Source organism: Chitinophaga sp., assembly GCF_036569185.1.
Taxonomy (GTDB): domain Bacteria; phylum Bacteroidota; class Bacteroidia; order Chitinophagales; family Chitinophagaceae; genus Chitinophaga.
Genome location: NZ_DATCRD010000105.1, coordinates 1 through 21,781 on the forward strand (window position 1 = coordinate 1; position 21,781 = coordinate 21,781).

Here is a 21,781-nt window from a genome sequence, read left to right on the forward strand (position 1 = left end):
CATGCGCGCTATATCAAAGAACACCAGTGCGCGTAATGCGTAAGCTTCCGCCACTATCTGTTTAGCCTCTGTACTATCGGCCGCCGATGGCAGCAGCGAAATACGGGGCCCTTTCATGATCACCATATTGGCATTGGCTACTACCGCGTATAACTGGTTCCATGAATCAGTGGTATACTGGTCGTTGGCAGTTACAATGTATTGGTCCTGGTTGCGGTACCGGTTGCTGTTGATGATACTGATAAAACCATTGTCGGACCGGAGATCCGGCAACAGCGGCATAGTACGCCCATAATAATTTTCATTCTGCATCAGGGAATACACGCCATTGATAGCTGCCCGTAAACCGGGCAGGTCGGTAATAGCGCGGCCTGTTTCCGTTGACTGATCCGGCCGCTGATCAAGGAAGTCCTTGCTGCAGGCGCTGAAGAAGCCAGCCAGTACAACCAGTATCCCGTATGTATATTTCTTTTGCATGAATACCTTAAAAATTTACATCCAATCCTACCAGGAATGTTTTGAAAACCGGTGGACGCTGATCGTAATCGCCTGTTACCGGTACTTCCGGGTCCATTGTGAGATATTTATCTTTTACGTACGTCCATAAATTATTACCGCGCACATATACTTTTACTTCGTTGATATTGGCTTTCTTCAACCAGTTTTGTTGCAGGTTGTAAGCCAGCATCAGGTCGCGCAGGCGGATAAAACTGCCATCATAGAGGAACCTGGATGAGCTCTGGTTGCTCAGGCCGGATTGGGTACCGCCAAAAACTACTTTGGGTACATTCGTAATATCACCCGGGTGCTGCCAGCGTTTTTCATAAATGAGGCGCGACATTTTTGCTGCGCCCCCGAATCCGCCGCTGCCGTCTGATTCGGTGAATGTTCCCCAGTTATCGTATACTTTATTTCCCCAATTACAGAAGAACTGGAAGCTCAGATCAAATCCTTTATAACTAAAGTAGTTGGTGATGCCTCCATAAAATTTTGGTAATGCACTCCCCTGGTTAAACCGTTGCGCTTCGCCATAAGATTTGGTAGTAGCGGTTTTAGAACCATCCTTATACCACAGCGCTTCACCGGTTTGAGGATCTGCGCCTGCAAATCCAACCAGGAAGAACTGGTAAAAATCGGTGCCCACTTCTCTTTTGTAAGGCGGACTGGTGATCGGGTTGTCCAATCGTGTGATCTTATTGTTCAGCGTAGAGATGTTGGCATCTGTACGCCATGAGAATTCATTTTCATTTTTTGCGATGATATTGCGGGAGGAAAGGGATATTTCCCAGCCGCTGTTTTTCATCTCCCCGTTATTCCTGAAAACAGTAGTAATACCATTTGCAGAAGATACCGGTACATTCAGCAGTAACCTTGAAGTGGTTCTGTTATAATATTCAATGGTACCTGATAACCGGTTTCTTAGTACCGCGAAATCCAGTCCTATATTGAATGGCCTGTTCTGTTCCCATGTAAGGAAAGGATTGGGGTATTGCGTAAGCACATACCCCGGTTTCCCATCATAATCATTTGCCGGGCTATAAAGCGACAATGAAGCATAATTATCAATAGCCTGGTTTCCGTTGCTGCCGTAGCTCGCTCTTATCTTTAATTCATTGATGACATTTACATCCTGGAGGAATGGTTCACGGTAAATATTCCACGCAGTTCCTATAGACCAGAATACTGCGCTTCTTTTCATGCGGCCAAACCTCGAAGAGGCGTCTCTCCTGATGGAGGCGGTCAGGTAGTATTTCTGCTTATAGTCGTAGCTATTATTCAGGAACAGTCCTGTAAGTGAATTAGCGCTGGATACAGAGGATACGCTTTCCGGTTTGGACGCATCCGCCAGCAGTTGCAGATCCGGCAGCAGGTTTGATGCTGCGGAAGAATTGCCGCTGTTGGTAGTTTTCTGCGCTTCATATCCCGCGAACGTATTGATGCCATGGTAGCCCCATCGCCTGTTGAACCGCAGGATATTGGTAGATACCCAGTTGTTCCACAGACTGTTGTTAACCGATACCCAGCCATTGGTATTTCTTCCATCTCCAAATCCCGGTGCAAAAAATGAGTTGCTCCGGGCATAGTTCAGGTCGAGGCTGATCTTTGTTTCAAACGAAAGAAAATCGGTAAAGGCGTATTTGGCTCCGGCGCCGCCCAGCAATCCGTAAATGGTGCCGGTGCGGGTATCGCCGTTCAGTACGGCTACCGGGTTGAAGGTATTGTTGTAACTGAAATCGTAGCTGCCATCCGGGTTGTAAATTTTCAGCCAGGGTTGCAGGCGTACGAGCGAGCGTACCGGGTTGGCCATTAAACCTACATCTCCAACAGCGTTTGCGCGCTGGTAGGATAACGAAAGGTTTACATCAAACGACAGGCGGCTGGTAGCCTGGTTACTCAGATTGAGCTTGCCTGTCATACGCTTGTAGTCCACTCCTTTCAGTGCTGATTTGGAATCGTATAAGCCGCCGGAAACATAAAATTTTGTTTTATTACTTCCGCCTGCGGCAGATAGATTGGCTTGTGTATAGCTTCCATGGCGGGTAAGCACATCGATCCAGTTGGTATTTACGGTAGTATCTACACCACGTGCGCGGAGTTCCCGTTGAAAACCTGCTTCGCCTGTGCCATCCGCTTTATGCGCCCATCCTTCGCGGAGCAGTTCCATCATCTCGCTGGTATTGAGCGGATAGTTGGCCTGCGGGATGGTAAGCTGGTTGCTGCCTCTTTGTATGGTTGCGCTGATCTTTGTTTTTCCCGGGCTGCCGGTTTTGGTGGTGATGAGGATCACGCCGTTGGCAGCGCGGGAGCCATAGATCGATGCAGAAGCCGCATCTTTTAAAATAGAGATCGACGCGATATCTGCGCTGTTGATCCCTGCCAGGGAATTCACATTATAATCGGTGAGATTGTCTGTTACCACCGGCGTACCGTCTACCACATAAAGTGGAGAGCTGCCTGCGGTAATTGATCCTATGCCGCGTATGTGAATACTTGGTATGGAACCGGGCTGGCCGGAACCATTGGTGGATTGTAAGCCGGGTACATTGCCTTGTAAGCTTTCCTGGAAGCTGCTACGGGGCGCTTTATCGTACAATGAAGCGTTTACCATAGTAGCTGAACCTGTCAAAGAACTTTTTGTTTGCACGCCATAAGCCACTACCACCACTTCGTTCAGTCCTTTGGAATCGTCTTTCAGCGTGATGTTGAGGCGGGATGAGTTGTTCACTGTCACCCGGTGTTCTTCATAACCAATGAAAGAACAGATCAACGTTGCTGAAGAAGGCGCCTCCATATGGAATTCACCATTCTCATCTGTAGTAGTACCCTTATTAAGACCTGCAATGCGTAAACTCACGCCTGGTAAAGGATGTCCGAAAACATCGGTTACCGTTCCACTGATACTGATATTCCTGATCTCTTTGTCTTCCGGCGCTATAGCCACCAGTGTGGCGGAAAGCTGTTTGAAAGTGAGACCGGTATTCCTCAGTATCTTTTTCAAAATATCTTCTGCCAAAGCATTATTCTCGTTCACCGATATTTTTTTGTCTGCCGGAATCAGATCGTTGCGATATACGAAACGGTAACCGCTTTTCTTTTCGATCATCTTCAGGAGCCGTGTCAGTGGCACTGAATCTGCTTTAAGGGAAATGCGCCGGTCCTGCTGACCGAAGGCATTTCCTGTTATTTGCAAACAGGTAATAAGAATAATAAAGGACACCAGTTTCATTATCAGTACAACTTTTCCCTATGTTTTTATACGCAAAAGGATTCATAATGTATGATTTTTTTCCATACATTTATGGTTGTAAAAGGTCATAAAACTACGACAGTACTACATTGCCAAGTGAAGCTGCCGTTTGATCTCAACAAAAGGGGTAAATGTTTGCAGCATTTGCCCTTTTTTATTTGAGTGGTATCGATTTTCTTTTAATGTTCCCCTTTTACTGGGTAATGAATACTTCATTGCTTACTATCCGGCAATGAAATGATGTTGTAACCTTCAGCGCTTCCAGTACTTCTGAAAACGATTCATTTTTAAAAGTAGCGGTGAAATGGTATGTTTTTAATTTGTTACCGTTGAGATGGATTTTTATACCATACCAACGTTCCATTTTCAGCGCAATGTCTTCGAAGTTATCGTTGTCGAACACCAGGTAGTTGTCGTGCCAGGCGGTTTCCGCCACCATACTGTCCTGCGTGTTATTGTGGATATTTTCTACCTTGTAACCTGCTACCAGGTTGGGTTGGGTCAGTTTATCGTTTGGTCCGTGCTGTAAAATGATCTTTTGATTGGGCGCCAGTTTCACATTTCTTTCCATGCCATCATTCAGCGTAACTTCCACTGCACCGGTGATTAGCGTAGCTTCTGTGGTATTATCACCGGTATAAGCTTTCACATTAAAAGAAGTACCAAGTACCTTGATGTTCATCCTGGAGGTATGAATGGAAAAGGGTTTGGTTGCATTCTTCGCTACGTCAAAAAACGCTTCTCCTTCCAGGGTCACTTCCCGGCTGTCCAGGTTGTTCATATCAGGATCATAGGTTAAACGGCTGCCGCCATTGAGCCATACTTCCGTTCCATCGGGCAGTTGTGCCCTTGAACGTGAGCCATCGCGGGTGTAAATAGCCGCCATCGCTGCTTTACCGGCCTTTTGCGGGTATTTATTTAATAAGAGATAGATGCAATAGCTTCCGAGCACTACTACCAGCACAGAAAGAACAGCTACCCATTTACGGAAGTTTCTCCTGGCTTTAACGGGCAATTCTTCCTGTGGAAACTCCTCCTCCATCCGGGCCAGGTGTTTTTCCAGCGCCTGTTCCGTTTTGGTTTCCCATTCCGTACCGGCAGCCGGTTGAGGCCAGTTGCTTAATACGGATAATTTATATCTCAGGTCCGGATCTTTCTGCAATGATGCTTCCAGTTCACGCAACTCTTCCATCGTGGCTTCGCCCGATACCTTTCTTCCCATCAAAAGCCATATTCTTTCCTGTTCCATGTTTATGATACAAAAGCATGATTATACAGAAGGACAAGCAAATCTTGAAAATCTACTACTCCACCAGGAAAAAAAATTAAATTATTTTGTTTTGATAAAAGAGAGGTTGATCACTTCGCTGATCTTTTTGAGGGCCTGGGCCATATGCACATCGATGGTATTCACAGAAATGTCGAGGATCTGGGCTACTTCCTTATATTTAAGACCATCTTCGCGTATAAGCTTAAAGATCATTTTTCTTTTTGGGGGAAGGGCATTCACAGCGGCTTCTATTCTTTTCACCATTTCGCCGGAAATGAAGATCTGTTCCGGTGTGGCGTAGCTGATACTGATGTCCACCGCCAGTTCATCCAGGCTGAAGTGTTGGGTACGGGCGGCTTTATTCAGGTAATTGAGGGCAATATTTTTGGTGGATACGTAAAGGTACACGCGAAGGTTTTCAACCTGGAGCAGGCGTTCCCGCTGCCTCCATACATTCAGGAATACATCCGAAGCAATTTCTTCAGCAGACTCCCAGGATTTTACAATGGAAAAGGCAAACTGGCTTAATGGCTTGTAAAATATCCGGAACAGCGCCTTATAAGCCTGTTCATCTCCCAGGGATGCTACCCTTTCCACCAGCAGCTGTATATTAGCTTCTTCCCTCAATAATTTGTTTTTTGGTTGAAAACTGATCCCTAAAGATAATACAGATTTTTTCTAATTTGATCTTGTTTTACATTTATTTTTATGTAATATGAATTGATTCTAAAGTATATATCTTTTACTGCTTTATTTTTGCATTACTTTTTAAACATAAAATAGACAGCGCCTACCAGGAAAAAAAAGGACACCAGGTAATTCCACCGGAGGGGTTCTTTCAGGAAGGTAACAGCAAAGATGCTGAAAACGGTGAGGGTGATCACCTCCTGGATGGTTTTCAGCTGGAAGCCGGTAAACCCTTCCTGGGCGCCGTAGCGGTTTGCGGGCACCATGAAGCAATACTCGAAGAAAGCGATGCCCCAGCTGATGAGGATTACTTTCCAGAGAGCAACGTCCTGGTGTTTGAGGTGGCCATACCAGGCAAAGGTCATGAAGGTATTGGAAATGGTGAGGAGGAGGATGGTGCGCATGTATGATAAATATTTGAAAGCGCTAAATTAGTGAGCAACTTTTATTTGCAAAAAATAATATTTGACGAGACATAGTGTATCGGTAGTGCATTAAGAGTGCATGAAAAGTGTATGAGGACAGTATGGAGACAGTATGGAGACTATATCGGGAGTACTACATATAGGCAACTCCTAAGTATCCGTGAAGTATGCCACATCTATCAGAAAAGCCATAATTGAAGTCGAATCGATCGCTTTTTCTTTCGCCGTTTTAAAAATGTCTTCATTGACATAATTTTCCAACACATCACTACCTGTTTCGGGATACTCTGCTTTCAGCCTGGTCATATTGTTTGTCCCCATCAAAAACCTCAAAATTAGTGGTGGTCAAGGTTGCTGAAAAAAGGCTTTTGCCAGCCCCATTGGGACCTGCAACAATAAACAAATTTGGCATAACGCTATTTTAACTCCCGCAAAACGGTTTCTCTGGAGCTATGAAGACTTTGACGAATGAGGAATTTTCTGCCATCAGGATACTCAACGATTATTTATTAGCTGAATAACAATATTATAGATATTAATACAGCATATGTTATTGATATTATAACCTTTATTAGTCGCTTTATACAATCCTTGTTAGCTATCACATTTTTCGACCAAAACCCGCTCCGGCTTACAGACGAAGAATACAATTCCCCGGAAACAGTCCTGAAAACCTACTTTGAACTATTCGGGCCGGGCGAAACCAACCACCTGCTGCCGGCAGTTTACACCGAGGCTCTTACAAACCCTGGCGGTCTGTGCAGCTCCGCAATTGAGCGAATGAAAGTGCTCTCCTGCTTTACGGAGCTATACCAGGTAGTAGAGGCCGCCTTTATCATCTCCCGGCAAAAATAAAAGCCCCCACAAATCAACCCCCATCTTTCCCCAACAAACCAATCAGAAAGAGAAATCAGTATAATCATCATAATCCTGAGTCAGACAAAATCCGCGCGCAAAAAAAAGAGGGACCGTAAGAGGTCCCCCTGCATCAAACCAAAATGGGTTTTCCACTATGGTGTGATTTTGTGTTGTTGGTTGCTATTTCATTATTAAAAACTATTGTTCTAATTTGATTTCGCCCAGGTCGGTAGCTTTACCGTCTTCTACTTTTACATCCTTGATCACGGCATTTTTGTAAGGGCTTTTGCCGAGAATGGTAATAGTGTAAGCTCCTGCTTTGGCAGCCGGAATGGTGAATGCACCCTGTGAGATGGCGCCTTTCAGCTTATCAGTACCGTTGTCTGCCTCTACTTCAGTAGCGCTGTCGGCAGGAGTGATTTTACCGGTGATAGAACCGCCTTCTACGACCATCACTTTCAGTGAATCATGTCCCTGCAGGGAGTCTACCTTCTGTAAAGAGTCGATTCCGGTTAAAGAATCTACTTTTTGTAAAGAGTCGATTCCAGTTAAAGAATCCACTCTTTGCAACGAGTCAATCCCGGTTAAGGAATCCAGGCGCTGTAAAGAATCTACCCCTGATAAAGAGTCGATTCTCATTACAGAGTCAATTCCGGCCAGGGAATCCACTCTCTGTAAAGAATCGGTTCCCATTAAAGAGTCTACCGCTAAGGAATCAAATCCTTTTAAAGAATCCAGGCGCTGCAGTGAGTCTACACTGAAAACTTTTACTGAATCAAGGTTGGCAATGGAGTCTGTTGCAATTGAATCCACCATTGCGGCGGTGCTGTCTACAGATTTTACTGCGGCTACATCTGCACTTTTGAAAGCCGACATTCCCAGTACCATTGTTGCTAAAGCGAGCGTTCCTACAATTGATTTTTTCATGGCTTCAATTTTTTGAATGGTTAATATTTATATTGAATATCCCCGGCCCGGATGAATGTGCATGGTTTTTGTTATATGCCCTCATCGTTGGCTACCGTATATAAACAATACATCCGACAATTCACTTACCATTAGTCAAAGAAATGTTAAAGTGAAAAAAAGAATTACAAGGCTTATTAACAGCTGCTTTCGTAATTAGTAATTTTAAAAATTATCTTCGCACTACGGAAACAAGACAAAAGATCAAAAGCATGTTGCAATTGAGTAACGACGAAATAGTAAAAGGCATCCGGAGCAGGAACAAAGAGGTGTTCGAATCTGTTTTTAAACAGTTCGCGCCATCTATGTATAATATTGCCGTTCGGTATGTGAAAGATGAGGATGACGCGAACGATATGGTACAGGATGTTTTCCTCAACTTGTGGAAAGGTGCGGAAAACCTGGATGAAAGAGCCCCTATTAATCATTATCTCGCAAGAGCCACTGTAAACACCTGCCTGAACCGCATAAAAAAAGAGCAACGGAAAGAAGTATACGCCAAGGAACAAATGCAAACCGCTACGCCGGCAGAAAATAATCATTCCCTGCTGGAACATAAGGAACTGGAAGCCCAATACCGCTCTGCCCTTGAAAAATTACCCGACCAATGCCGCCGTGTTTTTGAAATGAGCCGCCTGAAAGGCTTGTCGCCAGCCGAAATCGCAGAACAATTAAATATCTCTATCAATACAGTATACGCCCACTTAACCACTGCTTTAAAACGATTACGGGTAGACCTTATTAATAAGTCGTAGGATGCTCCGGAATTTTTTTTTATTATCGCTTAATGGTATAATGTTCTTCGGTTGTATTACTAATAAGAAGCCATGAATAATCAAACAGACATAGATATAGTGATCCGTTACCTGGAAGATCCGGACAATGAGCAGCACAAAGCGCAGCTCAACGAATGGATTCAACAGGATGCTGGTAACCTGGATATCTTCCTGGATATGAAAGGTATGTGGCACGGCGATCCGCTTCCTGCCGCCTCTGCTTTCGATACCCAGGGACAATGGCAGGCATTGGACACTATGCTGGATAAGGTTCCTGTAGCTGCTGCGCTTCCCGCTCCCGCTCAAAAGAAAAATACCCGCGTGATCAGGATGAACCGCAGGTACTGGTGGGCTGCTGCAGCTGTGCTGCTGATTGCCGGCACCTGGACCTGGCTTGGCCCCGGCGGTTATAAGACTTATGCCACCAACCAGCAGCAGGATAGCCTCCGTTTACCGGACGGCTCTATGCTGTACCTCAACGCACATACCCAGGTACGCTATGCACGCGGATTTGGAAAAGATAACAGGCAGATTAAAATAGATAAAGGAGAAGCCTTTTTTGATGTTACTAAAAACGACGCCCTCCCCTTCATTGTAAATGCCCCCGAAGTAGAAGTACAGGTGTTAGGTACCGCTTTCAACGTAAAAGCCGCCAACAGTGGGGTTAAGGTGTTCGTTCAATCCGGGAAAGTAAGCGCCGCTTATAAAGGCACCGAGAAAAAAGTGATCCTTACACCAGGCGTGGAAGCCTCCCTGAAACGTAATGGCCACGAAATAGACACCCGTACCCATAAAAAGAACAATAACATCCTGGCGTGGAAAACCCGGACATTAACGTTTGATGATACCCCGCTTACAGAAGTAGCGGAAGCCCTCGAAGATTTTTATAATGTACAGATCACCATCAGCGATCAGCAACTGGCTGATAAAAAACTGCTGGCTACCTTCCCCAATATGTCTTTGGATGAAGTGCTGGACATTATGAGAAAAACCCTTCAAATTAACATTACGCATAAAAACGACCTGGTAGACATCTACTAAATACGCGCCTGACCTTTTATTTATGCAGCAATTATTGCTACAGGCGCGTATCTCCAATTCCAGGTTTGGACGCGTGCCTGATTTTATTTTTATTGTTATCCTGGTATTGGCCAATGCTGCAGCTATGGCCCAGCATACTAATGCCCCTCCTAAAAAGGTTTCCCTTCAGTTTACAAACGCCAGCCTGAAAACAGTGATCAGGGAAATAGAAAAACAAACCAAATATACCTTTGCTATTTCCTCCGGGGAACTGGAAACACGCCAGGGCGTTAGCTTACACGTACATAATTCTTCCCTGCAGGAAGTATTGCCAAAGATCTTCCCTCCCGCAAAATATAAAGTGGAGATAAAAGACGGACAGATCATTGTGATCCCCCTCAATGCTATTGCTGCAGATGAAACACCTCTGCCCAATACAGATCCCAACCCTAACAAATGGACCCTTACCGGGTCTGTTTCAGACGGAATGGAACCTTTGAGCGGTGTATCTATCCGGGAAAAAGGCACTACTAACGGTACCGCCACTACGGAAAACGGCAGCTTCAAAGTAGACCTGGCCAGCGGGCAGGCTATACTCCAGGTATCCCTGATCGGCTTTGAAACCAAAGAGATTGCGGTGAGAGACCGGCGGAATATATCCGTACTGCTGCAACCCGACCTGCGCAAGCTGAATGAACTGATAGTACTGGGTTACGGCCTGCAGAAACGCGCCAATATTACCGGGGCCATCGCCCAGGTAGATGGCGTACGGCTGAGAAGCCGGCCAGTAGCCAATGTGATGGCGGCTTTACAGGGCACCGCCACCGGCCTGGTGGTAACAAGAAGCAACGGCCAACCCGGCCGTGAAGGATTTAACATCCAGGTGCGGGGCGTGGGCTCTTCTTCCGGCAGCAACACTCCCGTGATCGTTGACGGCGTTCCCGGCTCCCTTGCAGTACTGAACCCGGATGATATTGAATCGGTATCTATCCTGAAAGACGCGGCAGCAGCCTCTATTTACGGCGCCCGTGGCGCAGGCGGCGTGGTGCTGGTAACCACCCGTACCGGGAAGCCAGGTAAGCTGAAAGTAGACTTCAACACTCTCGGTGGTTTTGAAACCCCTATACGTCTGCCAAACCGGCTCCCCTCCTGGCAATCAGCCGCTATGCAAAACATCGCCGCGGAAAATGCAGGACAGGCAGCCCCCTGGGATCCCCTGGAAATAGATTTAATGAAATCAGGAAATCATTATGCTATCGACTATCAAAACCCGGATTTCTATAAATACTATTATAACTACAATGCTTTGCCGGTGCTTACCAAGAGCAAAACCGGTATTGAAAACTATAATATCTCTGTAAAAGGAGGCGACAGCTCCAACCAGTTCTCCGCATCGCTGGGCTATTTCGGAAGACAAGGACTGTTTGCTGTTGGTCCGGATCGCACTCACCGGGTGAATGCGCGTATGAATATGAACAACCGCTTTAATAAACATTTCAGCCTGGAAACGCGGTTGTCGTACGCACAAACCAATACCTTCTCACCGGCCCAGGCTGTGGAAGGCCCCAAAGGCTTGCTGGCAGGGATTTACCGTGGGCCGGGAAATGTGCCTGTGTTTGTGCCCAATACCAGCAACTACGCCTATGGCGGCGCACCCGGATACGCCATTCTGGAAGATGGCGGCGAGCGCGACGAGAAAAATAATTACATAGATGCGGTGTTTACCCTGAGGGCCGACAGTATTGCAAAAGGGCTTACATTACGACTGATTTACAGTCCGCAGAAACATACGTTGCAAGATAACCTGGGCCGCAACACCATTGCCCTCTGGAACCGCGTGGATACGGCCGCATTGTTACAACCCAATAACATGTTGCAGAAAAGCCGGCTGGAAAGCAAAGGCGGCAACCTGCAGTTGCTGGCCGACTATGATGTAAAAAAAGACAAGCACAATATTCACCTGCTCGGCGGCGCCACACAGGAAGCATACAATACCACGCAAAATACTGCGGCCTCCTACAATATCAGCCAACAGGAAATCAATACCAATCACTTCAATAACGCTCCCGTATACACGCAGTTACTGAGGGCCAGCGGTTCTTTGTTATCCATATTTGGTAAGATGAGCTACAACTACGACAACCGTTACCTGGTGGAGGCAAACCTCATCGGGTCGCGCTTATCGCAGTACAGCACTTCCTTTACCGGGAGGGATCAGTGGCAGGTATTTCCTTCTTTCTCTGCCGGGTGGCGCCTGAACAATGAAACCTGGTTCAACCGTGCATTGCCTTTTTTCAATGAGTTCAAACTGAGGTGGTCATGGGGCAGATTGGGGAATGTAAACAGCTGGAACAGCATCCCCAATGATGAGCGCCTGCAAACTTTCAGTTTTAATGCTCCACCCAACCTGTTGCCTTTTGTATATAAGAACCCCATCATCCAGGCCCAGGGTTGGGAAAACATTTCCACCAATAACTATGGCTGGGATGCTACTTTATTCAGGGGCCGGCTCACCCTGGCAGCCGATTATTTCATCAAGCATAACCGCGATATGCAGATCCCGGTGCTTACGGCTTCTACAGACGGCGCCTGGCCAATTGATTTTCACCGTGGTGAAATGAAATCATGGGGCTGGGAAATAAATATAGGCTGGCGCGACGATAAAGGGCCTTTTACCTGGTATATCAACGGTAACCTCTTTTATAACCGGAATAAAGTGCTGAAGAATGATGATGTGGTTCCGCAGCCAGGTTGGAACCAGGGCATTGCCGGGTATCCCTACTCTTCCCTGTTTGGCTACGAATCCGACGGCTACTTCCAGTCGGCAGATGAAGTGAGCCGGCACGCCTTCCAGCATGAGAACACCGGCCCCGGCGACCTGCGCTATAAAGACATCAACGGCGATCATAAAATAGATAATGCCGACCTCGTATACCTGGGCAGCACTGATCCGCGGTTTTCGTATGGTATAGACGCCGGCTTCGCCTGGAAAGGATTTGATGTTTCCGTTTTCTTCCAGGGCGTGGCTAACCGTAAAGTGATGCCGGATCCGCGTTACAACCTTCCTTTTACCAGCGCCTGGCAGCAACCCTGGGATATCAACCAGGATTACTGGACACCGGAAAACCCCGATGCCTTATTTCCACGGCTGTATCTCAATGATCAGCAGAACACGGTACCCTCCTCCCATTGGGCCATGAATGGCGCCTATATCAGGTTGAAGAACCTGCAGGTGGGTTATACCCTACCCGCCAGCTGGCTGAGGAAAATATGGATCAGCAACCTGCGGATTTACTTCTCCGGACAGGACCTATGGGAAACTACCAAAATGAAGATTAAATATTATGATCCGGAACAGGCGGGAGGTTATAACGGTAATGCATATCCGTTTTTCAGATCATATACATTGGGGTTGACTGTTGGCTTCTGATTTTTCAGAAGCCAACAGGGAGCAGCGCACTACTCCGATTTCTTTCCTGCCAACAGGTACAGTACAGCCATACGTACAGCCACACCGTTTTCTACCTGGTCCAGGATGATGGACTGACCAGAGTCGGCCACATCTGAATTTATTTCCACACCGCGGTTAATGGGGCCAGGGTGCATAATTACAATTTCTTTATTCAGGCTGTCCAGCAGCTCCCGGTTTACACCGTATGCGAGTGAATATTCACGGAGAGAGGAAAACAGCGGCGTGTTTTGCCTTTCCAGCTGGATACGCAGCACATTGGCTACATCGCACCACTGCAGGGCTTCACGGATGTTATAGCTTACATTTACGCCGAGGGCTGCAGCCATGTATTTCGGTATTAAGGTAGGCGGGCCTACCACCGTTACTTCTGCGCCTAGTTTTTTGAGGCAGTAAATATTGGAGAGGGCTACCCTGGAGTGCATGATATCGCCGCAGATGGCGATCTTCTTACCCTCCACACTACCGAGCCTTTCCCGGATAGAGAACGCATCGAGCAATGCCTGTGTGGGATGCTCATTGATACCATCGCCTGCATTGAGGATAGGCACATTAATGTGCTTGGCCAGGAAATGCGGCGCGCCGCTGGCAGAGTGGCGCATTACCACCATATCCACTTTCATGGACAGGATGTTGTTCACCGTATCTATCAGCGTTTCTCCTTTGGATACGGAAGATCCCGAGGCGGAAAAGTTAACCGTATCTGCACCCAGGCGTTTTTCCGCTAACTCAAAAGAGATGCGTGTGCGGGTAGAGTTCTCAAAAAATAAATTGACAATTGTTGTATCGCGTAGCGTAGGCACCTTTTTAATAGGCCTTTGTAAAACCTCCTTAAACTGGTCGGCTGTTTGAAAAATAAGCTCTATATCCTGGCGCTGCAGATCGCGAATTCCGAGTAAGTGTTTTACAGAAAGTGACATTAATGTGCAAATATAAAGGGTGAAATCTGAATTCTGAAATCCCGGTTTATTTTAGTCAATCAGAATTACTTCGTCTTTACCATCTCTTTCATTCCACAACACCCTTACTTTCTGGGAAATAAGGGCATCAATGGTGCGTCCGGTATAGTCCGGCTGAATAGGCAACTGCCTGCTGAAGCGGCGGTCTATCAACGTAAGCAGCTCAACAGAAGCGGGCCGGCCAAAATCCAGCATGGCATCCAGCGCCGAACGGATAGTACGGCCGGTATACAACACGTCATCAATCAGCACTACCTTTTTATTTTCTATGGAAAAATCTATACTGGTTTCACTCGGTACATGCAGGGTTTTGCTCTGGTTAAAATCGTCGCGATAAAAAGTGATATCCAGTTTACCGTAATCGATATGCGCGCCTGGTAACAGTTTCAGCAAGGTCTGATGAATTCTGCCGGATAAATAAATACCACGGGGTTGTAATCCTATCAGCACGGTTTGCTCAAACTGTAAATGATTTTCTATTAACTGATGACAAAGCCTGTCTATCGTAATAGCCATTTGCCTGCCGTTTAGTATGGTTTTCAAAACACAACGTTTTAGGCGCCAAAAATAATGATTAAATGCTACAGATAAAAAGTTGAATATTAGAAAAGATTGATAAACAGGGGAATATTTCTGAAATGAGGGGCTGCTCTCCTGCCGGGATTGTTCAGCCGACCGAACATATCTGTTTAATATCAATATTAACGAACATTTTTCCATGAAGGGCGAGGGATGCTCCCCTTCTCTTCGTACTTTAGTGTCAACAATAATGGGTATGAAACTTTTAAAGACCATTTTCGCTATGACCGCCTTTTTCCAGCTTTGGGGCTCCAGTTCCCAGGCGCAATTAAAAACCGGGGATAAAATTCCTTCCTTTTCCCTGCAGGATCAAACCGGGAAAACTTTTGATATCAATACAGTGTTGGGAAAACAACCGCTGGTCATTTATTTTTATCCGAAAGATGAAACCAGTGTATGTACCAAAGAGGCCTGCTCTTTCCGTGATTCCTACCAGGATTTTCAAAAGTATGGCGCCAAGGTGATTGGTATCAGTGCCGATAACGTAGCATCTCACCGCAGTTTTGCCACGCATCACAACCTTCCGTTTACGTTGCTGAGCGATCCTAAAAATGAAGTACGCAAATTATTTGGCGTGCCTAAAACCTTTATGATACCGGGCCGGGTTACTTATATAGTAGATAAGAATGGGGTGATTGTGCATGAATTTAATTCGCTGCGCGATGGAGAGAAACATGTAACAGAGTCGCTGGCGGCGTTGCAGAAGATGCAGTAAAGGTGTACCTCGATCAGGGCATTACCAGCTCACTTACCTGTAAGGAAAGATGCCCGGCAAGTTCTTCTCCATCTTTATACAGCGGATAAGCGCTTAAATACTTCAGGCTACCTGTTGCTGGATCAGGGTTAAAGAAAAAACGTCCAGGGCGGCTATAGGTCGTCAATATTTTGGCAACAAGGGATGAATCGGAGATATTAATGAGAAGCCCGAAAGTTATCTGGCTGAGCTTACCCAGTCCACGCAAATTGTTACCTGTAATAACAATGTAATCATCATGGTGATAGCGGAATGTATATACTGCATCCAGGGTAAGATCTGAGACCGCCGTATTCTCATCAGCCGTTTCCCATAGCCATCTGTCTATCTTTCTACCATTAATGGTTAATGTTACATCTTATGCCTGAGTCCGGGGCAACTGCCTGGATGGCAGGTTTCTTGTGATATGCACAAGCCGTAAGGCACAGAAGAATGAAGAAAAAAAAGTGTTTCATAGGCATCTTAAGATACTACAACTTCCTCATATCCTTAAACGTCGAAATCTCCTCTTTCAACGCAAACAACTGCATGCCCCAAATAATCCCCAGTACGATTGTAAAAGCTACCAATGCCAGTGAGGTGGATACCTGCATAAAGCTGCCCTCCTCGCGGTTGGTGAGGGTAATAACACGCAGTAATGCTATCAGTCCTATTCCAAAGAAAACGAGGGCTTTGATGCCTTTCTTACGCAGCTGTTTCTTAAAATATTCATCAAAAGCCCTGGCAGCAGCGATGCTGGCTTCCGGTTGCGGTGTTCCGTCTGCTATGAGTAGTTGTTCAAGATCCGCCACACGGTAATGCTCATGGTGCTCTGAGAAGTATTTTTGTAAGATATCTGCCTGCATAATTACTGATACTGAATAAGGGTGCAAGGTACAAAAAAGGCGATGGATATAGATCCACCGCCTGCATATAAATCATGAACATTTACTAAGCCTCTTTCAGGAACGGATACCGGTAATCGGTAGCCGGTACAAAAGTTTCCTTGATGCTCCTGGCGCTTAACCAGCGGTAGAGGTTCAGCATAGAACCTGCTTTATCGTTGGTACCGGAAGCGCGTGCGCCGCCAAACGGCTGCTGTCCTACCACTGCGCCGGTTGGCTTGTCGTTGATGTAGAAGTTACCCGCGCTGTTTACCAGTGTGCGGGTAGCCAGTTCCACTGCATAGCGGTCCTGCGCAATGATCGCACCGGTTAAGGCGTACTCGGAAGTACTGTCAACCACCTGCATGATCTCTTCAAATTTCTCCCCGTCATATACATGGATCGTTAATACTGGTCCGAAAATTTCTTCACACATGGTGATATATTTCGGATCGGTGGTTTCGATCACGGTGGGTTCAATAAAGTAACCTTCAGTTTTGTTGTAGTTACCGCCTGCAATGATCTTTACAGCCGGGTCTTTCTTTGCATTGTCGATGTACTGCGCAATTTTATCAAAAGAGCGTTCATCGATCACTGCGTTGATGAAGTTGCTGAAATCTTCTGTGGATCCCATTTTCATGGTTTTCAGTTCAGCAACCAATTTAGATTTTATATCGTCAGCAAGATTGTTTGGTATATATGCGCGGGAAGCAGCAGAGCATTTCTGGCCCTGGTATTCGAAAGCGCCGCGTGCGAGTGCGGTAACGGCAATATCTACATCAGCGGATTTGTGGATCAGTACAAAGTCTTTACCACCTGTTTCCCCTACAATGCGTGGGTATGTTTTATACTTATGGATATTTTCGCCGATGGTTTTCCACATGGTCTGGAATACGCCGGTGGAGCCGGTGAAGTGGATACCTGCAAAGTGGAGATCTGCGAAGCAAACGTCGCCTACAACGGGACCGTTGGCATATACGAGATTGATAACGCCGTCGGGCAGGCCGGCTTCCATCAGCACCTTCATGATCACCTGGGCGGCAAACACCTGTGTATTGGCGGGCTTCCACACTACTACGTTACCGCACATGGCAGCGGAAGTAGGCAGGTTACCGGCAATAGCGGTAAAGTTGAAAGGCGTAACAGCGAGCACAAAACCTTCCAGCGGGCGGTACTCTACCCTGTTGTGGATGCCTGGTGCGCTCACCGGTTGCTGGCGGTAAATTTCGCTGAGGAAGTGCACGTTATAGCGGAGGAAGTCGATCAGTTCGCATGCGCTGTCAATTTCGGCCTGGAAGGGATTCTTGCTCTGGCCCAGCATGGTAGCGGCATTGATATGATAGCGGTATTTGGAAGCCAGGAGCTCAGCGGCGCGGAGGAAAATGCCGGCGCGTTGTTCCCAATCCATATTGGCCCATTTTTCACGCGCTTCCAGCGCTGCTGCGATGGCAGATTTCACGTGAGAGGCATCACCCATATGGAAGTGACCGAGTTTGTGTTTGATTTCGTGGGGAGGGCGCAGATCAACGGTGTTTCCGGTGCGGATTTCCTTGCCACCGATATACATAGGTATATCTGCTACTTCGTTTTTGTAGGCGGCTAACTGTTTCTTTAATGCAATCCTCTCAGCAGAACCGGGTGCATAAGATAACACAGGCTCATTAGCAGGCACTGCGTACTCAAAGTATCCTGTATTCATTGTATCCTAATTTTAATATTTGTTTATTTGATCATTTGTAAACCGTGAGGCTCACAAACAATCAAATAAACAAATGACTACGAGTATTGTTTCCGCAGCAAAATTACATGATACAACGCCTACGCGCTTATTAATAATTAGTCGATACTTATTAATTATTGTCCTCTTCCTTCTGCATCATCAGGTATGCTTTTATAAATCCGTTCAGGTCGCCGTCCATTACGGGGCCTACGTTACCTACCTCAAAATCGGTGCGGTGGTCTTTGATCATCTTGTACGGATGGAACACGTATGACCTGATCTGCGATCCCCACTCAATTTTGCGTTTGTTGGCATTGGCCGCATTTTTCAGCTCTTCCCTTTTGCGGATCTCTTCTTCATACAGGCGTGATTTCAGCATGGTGAGCGCCTTTTCGCGGTTCTCCCCCTGTGTGCGCGCCTGCTGGCATTCGATGATGATACCGGAAGGAATATGCTTCAGGCGTACGGCTGTTTCTACCTTGTTTACGTTCTGTCCGCCCTTACCACCTGAACGGTAAAATTCCCATTCCAGGTCGGCAGGATTCACAGCAATCTCGATAGTATTGTCTACTAACGGATACACATATACGGAGGCGAAAGAGGTATGCCTGCGGGCATTGGAATCGAACGGTGAAATACGGACGAGGCGGTGTACCCCGCTTTCCGCTTTGAGATGGCCATAGGCAAAGTCGCCATCAAATTCCAATGTTGCGGATTTGATCCCTGCGCCATCGCCATACTGCGTATCAATTTCTGATACTTTCCACCCCTGCTTTTCGCCATACATGCGATACATACGCAGCAGCATCTCCGCCCAGTCCTGGCTTTCCGTGCCGCCTGCACCGGAGTTAATGGTGAGCACTGCGGGCATTTCATCTTCCGGCTGGTTAAGCGTGGATTTGAATTCCAGGTCGTCCAGCGCCGCTACTGCAGCATTGTAGGCCTGTTCCACCTCTTCTTCCGTTGCTTCTCCTTCTTTGAAAAAATCGTTCAGTACAGCGCTGTCGTCAATCGCAGCATTTACCTGATCGTAAAGGTCTACCCAGTATTTGTTTACCTTTATTTCCTTCAGGATCGAAGTGGCTCTGACGTTATCATCCCAGAAACCTGGCGCCAGGCTTAATTGTTTGTCGTTTTCTATTTTTGCTAATCGGTCAGGTACGTTAAAGAAAACCTCCCAGGACATATAAACGGTCCCTCATAGCTTTAAGTTGCTCAGCTGTCATAGCTGGCAAATGTATGGAAAAAACGGAGATATATACTAACGGCTTTTAAACTTTGTTTTGATTGTTCACTTTAGCATAATTTTTGTGTTATAACACGGTAACCATGTCACTAATATTATAAAAAGCACCCATCTGTTATGGTGAGCCATGAAACCCTCCACTTTAAAAACCGGTCTGTTTTCAATACTATTGGGTTTATTATTATGATAGGTGTAAATGTACTGGCAGTACAGCTTCCCATCAATGGCAAAACCACCGCGCAGATCTCTGAAGAGTATCCCAACCTGTTTGCACCTGCGGGCATTACCTTTTCTATATGGGGCATTATTTATCTTTCCCTGCTGGCCTTTATTATATACCAGTTATGGTTGTCCTTTTCCAATAAAGAACCTGAAACGCTGGTTTATGTGATGCGGCGTATGAAAGACTGGTTCCTCATTTCCTGTGTAGCCAATGCCTGCTGGCTGTTTGCCTGGCATTACCATCTCATACCGGTAAGCATGGCTATTATGGTGATCCTTCTTATCTCGCTCGTCATTATTCATGTTAACTTTGGCATCAGCACTACCCCTGCTACCCTGCGGGAAAAAATATTTATCCATATCCCTTTCAGTATTTACCTGGGGTGGATCTCCATAGCTGCTATTGCGAACTTTACCGCGCTGCTGGTGTATACCGGCTGGGAAGGGAACCGTCATGCGCAGATCCTGTGGACTATTGCCATGATCGGCCTGGGTACCCTGGTAAGTATGGCCATGGTACTTTTCCGCAACAATATTACCTATGCGCTTGTTAGTGTGTGGGCATTCTACGGCATTTTTCTGAAAAGAAGGATCGCCGATATGATGGATGAAAACGCCATCATACATACCTGTATCATCGCTATCGGGGCCATTGCCGTAACAATTTCCTGGCAATTATACAGGAAACAGAAATCATGAATCTAAAAGATTATTTTTGATGCGCATTTAATATATACACGACTATGTTTCCATCTACCAATCCAACAACCACCAAATCGTGGGACGCTTTAAAGAAACACGCTGAAGAAATGAAGAAGGTACATATGCGTGCCTTGTTTATGGAGAACAAAGAACGCTTCAGTGAGTTCTCGCTTAAATTTGAAGACATCCTTTTCGACTATTCCAAAAATATTATCACGGAAGATACCCGCAGCCTGTTACTGGCACTGGCAGCAGAATGCGGCGTAACGGATGCTATCAAGGCCATGTTCAGCGCTGAAAAAATAAACGTTACGGAAAACCGCGCCGTACTGCATACCGCTTTGCGCAATACCTCTGATAAACCTGTTTTACTGGATGGCCGTGATGTTATGCCCGATGTAAAAGCAGTGCTGAATAAAATGGATCATATCTGCCGCCAGATCCATTCCGGCGAATGGAAAGGATATACGGGCAAGCCTATACGCTATATCGTGAATATCGGTATCGGTGGTTCCGATCTGGGCCCGGTAATGGTAACAGAGGCGCTGAAACCTTACTGGAAGCCGAATATCCAGACATACTTTGTTTCCAACGTAGATGGCACCCACATCGCTGAAACACTGAAAAAGATCACCCCGGATGAAACCCTGTTCCTCATCGCCTCCAAAACGTTTACCACACAGGAAACCATGACCAATGCACATACTGCGCGCAGCTGGTTCCTGGAACATGCGGAAGATGAGAAGTTCATCGCTAAACATTTTGCGGCTTTGTCCACCAATGAAAAAGCAGTTACTGCATTTGGTATCGACCCACAGAATATGTTTGAATTCTGGGACTGGGTGGGAGGCCGTTACTCCCTGTGGTCCGCTATTGGCTTGTCGATAGCACTGACTATCGGTTTTGAAAACTTCACTGAATTACTGGATGGCGCGCATGCGGTTGACAGGCACTTTGCCGGCACGCCGCTGGAACAGAATATACCGGTGATCATGGCGCTGATCGGTCTCTGGTATGGCAACTTCTTTGGCAGCGCCACAGAAGCTATACTGCCTTACGATCAATACATGCACCGCTTTGCCGCTTACTTCCAGCAAGGTAATATGGAAAGCAATGGTAAATCTGCAGATCGTACAGGCCATCCCGTTAGTTATGAAACCGGTCCTATTGTTTGGGGCGAACCCGGTACCAATGGTCAGCATGCGTTTTACCAGCTCATTCACCAGGGTACGCGCATCATCCCATGCGACTTCATCGCGCCGGCCATCAGCCACAATCCTATCGGTGACCACCATGTAAAATTGTTATCTAACTTCTTCGCACAAACAGAAGCGCTGATGAATGGTAAAACTGAAGCGGAAGTACGCGCTGAACTGGAGAAATCCGGCGCGTCTGCAGAAGAAATTGCGAAGATCCTGCCATCGAAAATTTTCCCTGGCAACCGTCCTACCAACTCCTTCCTGGTGAAGAAAATTACGCCACGTTCCCTGGGTTCACTGATCGCCCTGTATGAGCAC

Annotated in this window: 19 protein-coding genes; 7 read left to right on the forward strand and 12 right to left on the reverse strand. The window is 46.5% G+C overall.

Annotated elements, in window-relative coordinates; all coding sequences use genetic code 11:
* From VIM72_RS07795 to VIM72_RS07815, 5 genes are all read right to left on the reverse strand, one after another.
* Window positions 1-477: RagB/SusD family nutrient uptake outer membrane protein (locus VIM72_RS07795; protein ID WP_332002276.1), on the reverse strand; the 477-nt coding region annotated here is incomplete at its 3' end.
* 7 nt (window positions 478-484) lie between these two features.
* Entirely contained in the window at window positions 485-3,727 is a 3,243-nt protein-coding gene (locus VIM72_RS07800; RefSeq protein ID WP_332002277.1) for a TonB-dependent receptor, read from the reverse strand.
* A 214-nt stretch (window positions 3,728-3,941) separates the two neighbouring features.
* Window positions 3,942-4,970 (reverse strand): FecR family protein, encoded by a 1,029-nt coding sequence (locus tag VIM72_RS07805; RefSeq protein WP_332002278.1) that lies wholly within the window; start codon window positions 4,968-4,970, stop codon window positions 3,942-3,944.
* 108 nt (window positions 4,971-5,078) lie between these two features.
* Window positions 5,079-5,645, reverse strand: coding sequence for an RNA polymerase sigma-70 factor (locus VIM72_RS07810; RefSeq protein WP_332002279.1), 567 nt, complete (start codon window positions 5,643-5,645; stop codon window positions 5,079-5,081).
* Between the two features lie 134 nt (window positions 5,646-5,779).
* Window positions 5,780-6,109: a DMT family protein gene (locus tag VIM72_RS07815; protein ID WP_209857810.1), complete on the reverse strand. Its 330-nt coding sequence runs from the start codon at window positions 6,107-6,109 to the stop codon at window positions 5,780-5,782.
* Window positions 6,110-6,721: 612 nt separating this feature from the next.
* On the opposite strand from VIM72_RS07815, the gene VIM72_RS07820 reads away from it, so the two are divergent.
* Complete coding sequence (locus VIM72_RS07820) at window positions 6,722-6,985, forward strand: hypothetical protein (RefSeq protein WP_332002280.1); 264 nt, start codon at window positions 6,722-6,724, stop codon at window positions 6,983-6,985.
* Between the two features lie 201 nt (window positions 6,986-7,186).
* Here the strand turns inward: VIM72_RS07820 and VIM72_RS07825 are convergent, their stop codons facing one another.
* Window positions 7,187-7,915: a hypothetical protein gene (locus tag VIM72_RS07825; RefSeq protein ID WP_332002281.1), complete on the reverse strand. Its 729-nt coding sequence runs from the start codon at window positions 7,913-7,915 to the stop codon at window positions 7,187-7,189.
* A gap of 251 nt (window positions 7,916-8,166) precedes the next feature.
* Between VIM72_RS07825 and VIM72_RS07830 the strand changes: the two genes are divergently transcribed.
* The 3 genes from VIM72_RS07830 (at window position 8,167) to VIM72_RS07840 (ending at window position 13,180) form a co-directional block, all read left to right on the forward strand.
* The gene (locus tag VIM72_RS07830) at window positions 8,167-8,709 is read left to right on the forward strand and encodes an RNA polymerase sigma-70 factor (RefSeq protein ID WP_332002282.1); all 543 of its coding nucleotides are present in this window, start codon (window positions 8,167-8,169) and stop codon (window positions 8,707-8,709) included.
* 72 nt (window positions 8,710-8,781) lie between these two features.
* Entirely contained in the window at window positions 8,782-9,771 is a 990-nt protein-coding gene (locus VIM72_RS07835; protein WP_332002283.1) for a FecR family protein, read from the forward strand.
* 22 nt (window positions 9,772-9,793) lie between these two features.
* Entirely contained in the window at window positions 9,794-13,180 is a 3,387-nt protein-coding gene (locus VIM72_RS07840) for a TonB-dependent receptor (protein ID WP_332002284.1), read from the forward strand.
* Between the two features lie 29 nt (window positions 13,181-13,209).
* On the opposite strand, the gene VIM72_RS07845 is transcribed toward VIM72_RS07840, so the two are convergent.
* Together VIM72_RS07845 and pyrR are read right to left on the reverse strand one after the other, a co-directional pair.
* On the reverse strand, window positions 13,210-14,139 hold the full coding sequence (locus VIM72_RS07845; protein WP_142687111.1) for an aspartate carbamoyltransferase catalytic subunit: 930 nt from the start codon (window positions 14,137-14,139) through the stop codon (window positions 13,210-13,212).
* Between the two features lie 51 nt (window positions 14,140-14,190).
* Entirely contained in the window at window positions 14,191-14,721 is a 531-nt protein-coding gene (gene pyrR / locus VIM72_RS07850; protein ID WP_332002285.1) for a bifunctional pyr operon transcriptional regulator/uracil phosphoribosyltransferase PyrR, read from the reverse strand.
* A 232-nt stretch (window positions 14,722-14,953) separates the two neighbouring features.
* On the opposite strand from pyrR, the gene VIM72_RS07855 reads away from it, so the two are divergent.
* Window positions 14,954-15,472, forward strand: coding sequence for a peroxiredoxin (locus tag VIM72_RS07855; RefSeq protein WP_332002286.1), 519 nt, complete (start codon window positions 14,954-14,956; stop codon window positions 15,470-15,472).
* Window positions 15,473-15,485: 13 nt separating this feature from the next.
* On the opposite strand, the gene VIM72_RS07860 is transcribed toward VIM72_RS07855, so the two are convergent.
* The 4 genes from VIM72_RS07860 to prfB form a co-directional block, all read right to left on the reverse strand.
* Entirely contained in the window at window positions 15,486-15,719 is a 234-nt protein-coding gene (locus VIM72_RS07860) for a hypothetical protein (protein ID WP_332002287.1), read from the reverse strand.
* 262 nt (window positions 15,720-15,981) lie between these two features.
* Window positions 15,982-16,356 carry a hypothetical protein gene (locus VIM72_RS07865; RefSeq protein WP_332002288.1) on the reverse strand — a complete coding sequence of 125 codons (375 nt, stop codon included), beginning with the start codon at window positions 16,354-16,356 and terminating at the stop codon, window positions 15,982-15,984.
* Window positions 16,357-16,441: 85 nt separating this feature from the next.
* A complete protein-coding gene (gene pruA, locus VIM72_RS07870; protein ID WP_332002289.1) occupies window positions 16,442-18,073 on the reverse strand; it encodes an L-glutamate gamma-semialdehyde dehydrogenase in 1,632 nt (543 codons plus the stop codon).
* Window positions 18,074-18,224: 151 nt separating this feature from the next.
* Window positions 18,225-19,320 (reverse strand): peptide chain release factor 2 gene (gene prfB, locus VIM72_RS07875; RefSeq protein WP_142687117.1). Its coding sequence is split into 2 segments (ribosomal slippage): window positions 18,225-19,259 and window positions 19,261-19,320, totalling 1,095 coding nucleotides; the frame shifts between segments, so codons are not numbered across the junction.
* Window positions 19,321-19,457: 137 nt separating this feature from the next.
* Here prfB and VIM72_RS07880 point away from each other — a divergent pair.
* Entirely contained in the window at window positions 19,458-20,261 is an 804-nt protein-coding gene (locus VIM72_RS07880) for a hypothetical protein (RefSeq protein WP_332002290.1), read from the forward strand.
* Window positions 20,262-20,305: 44 nt separating this feature from the next.
* The coding region (gene pgi / locus VIM72_RS07885) for a glucose-6-phosphate isomerase (RefSeq protein WP_332002291.1) at window positions 20,306-21,781 on the forward strand (1,476 nt) is incomplete at its 3' end.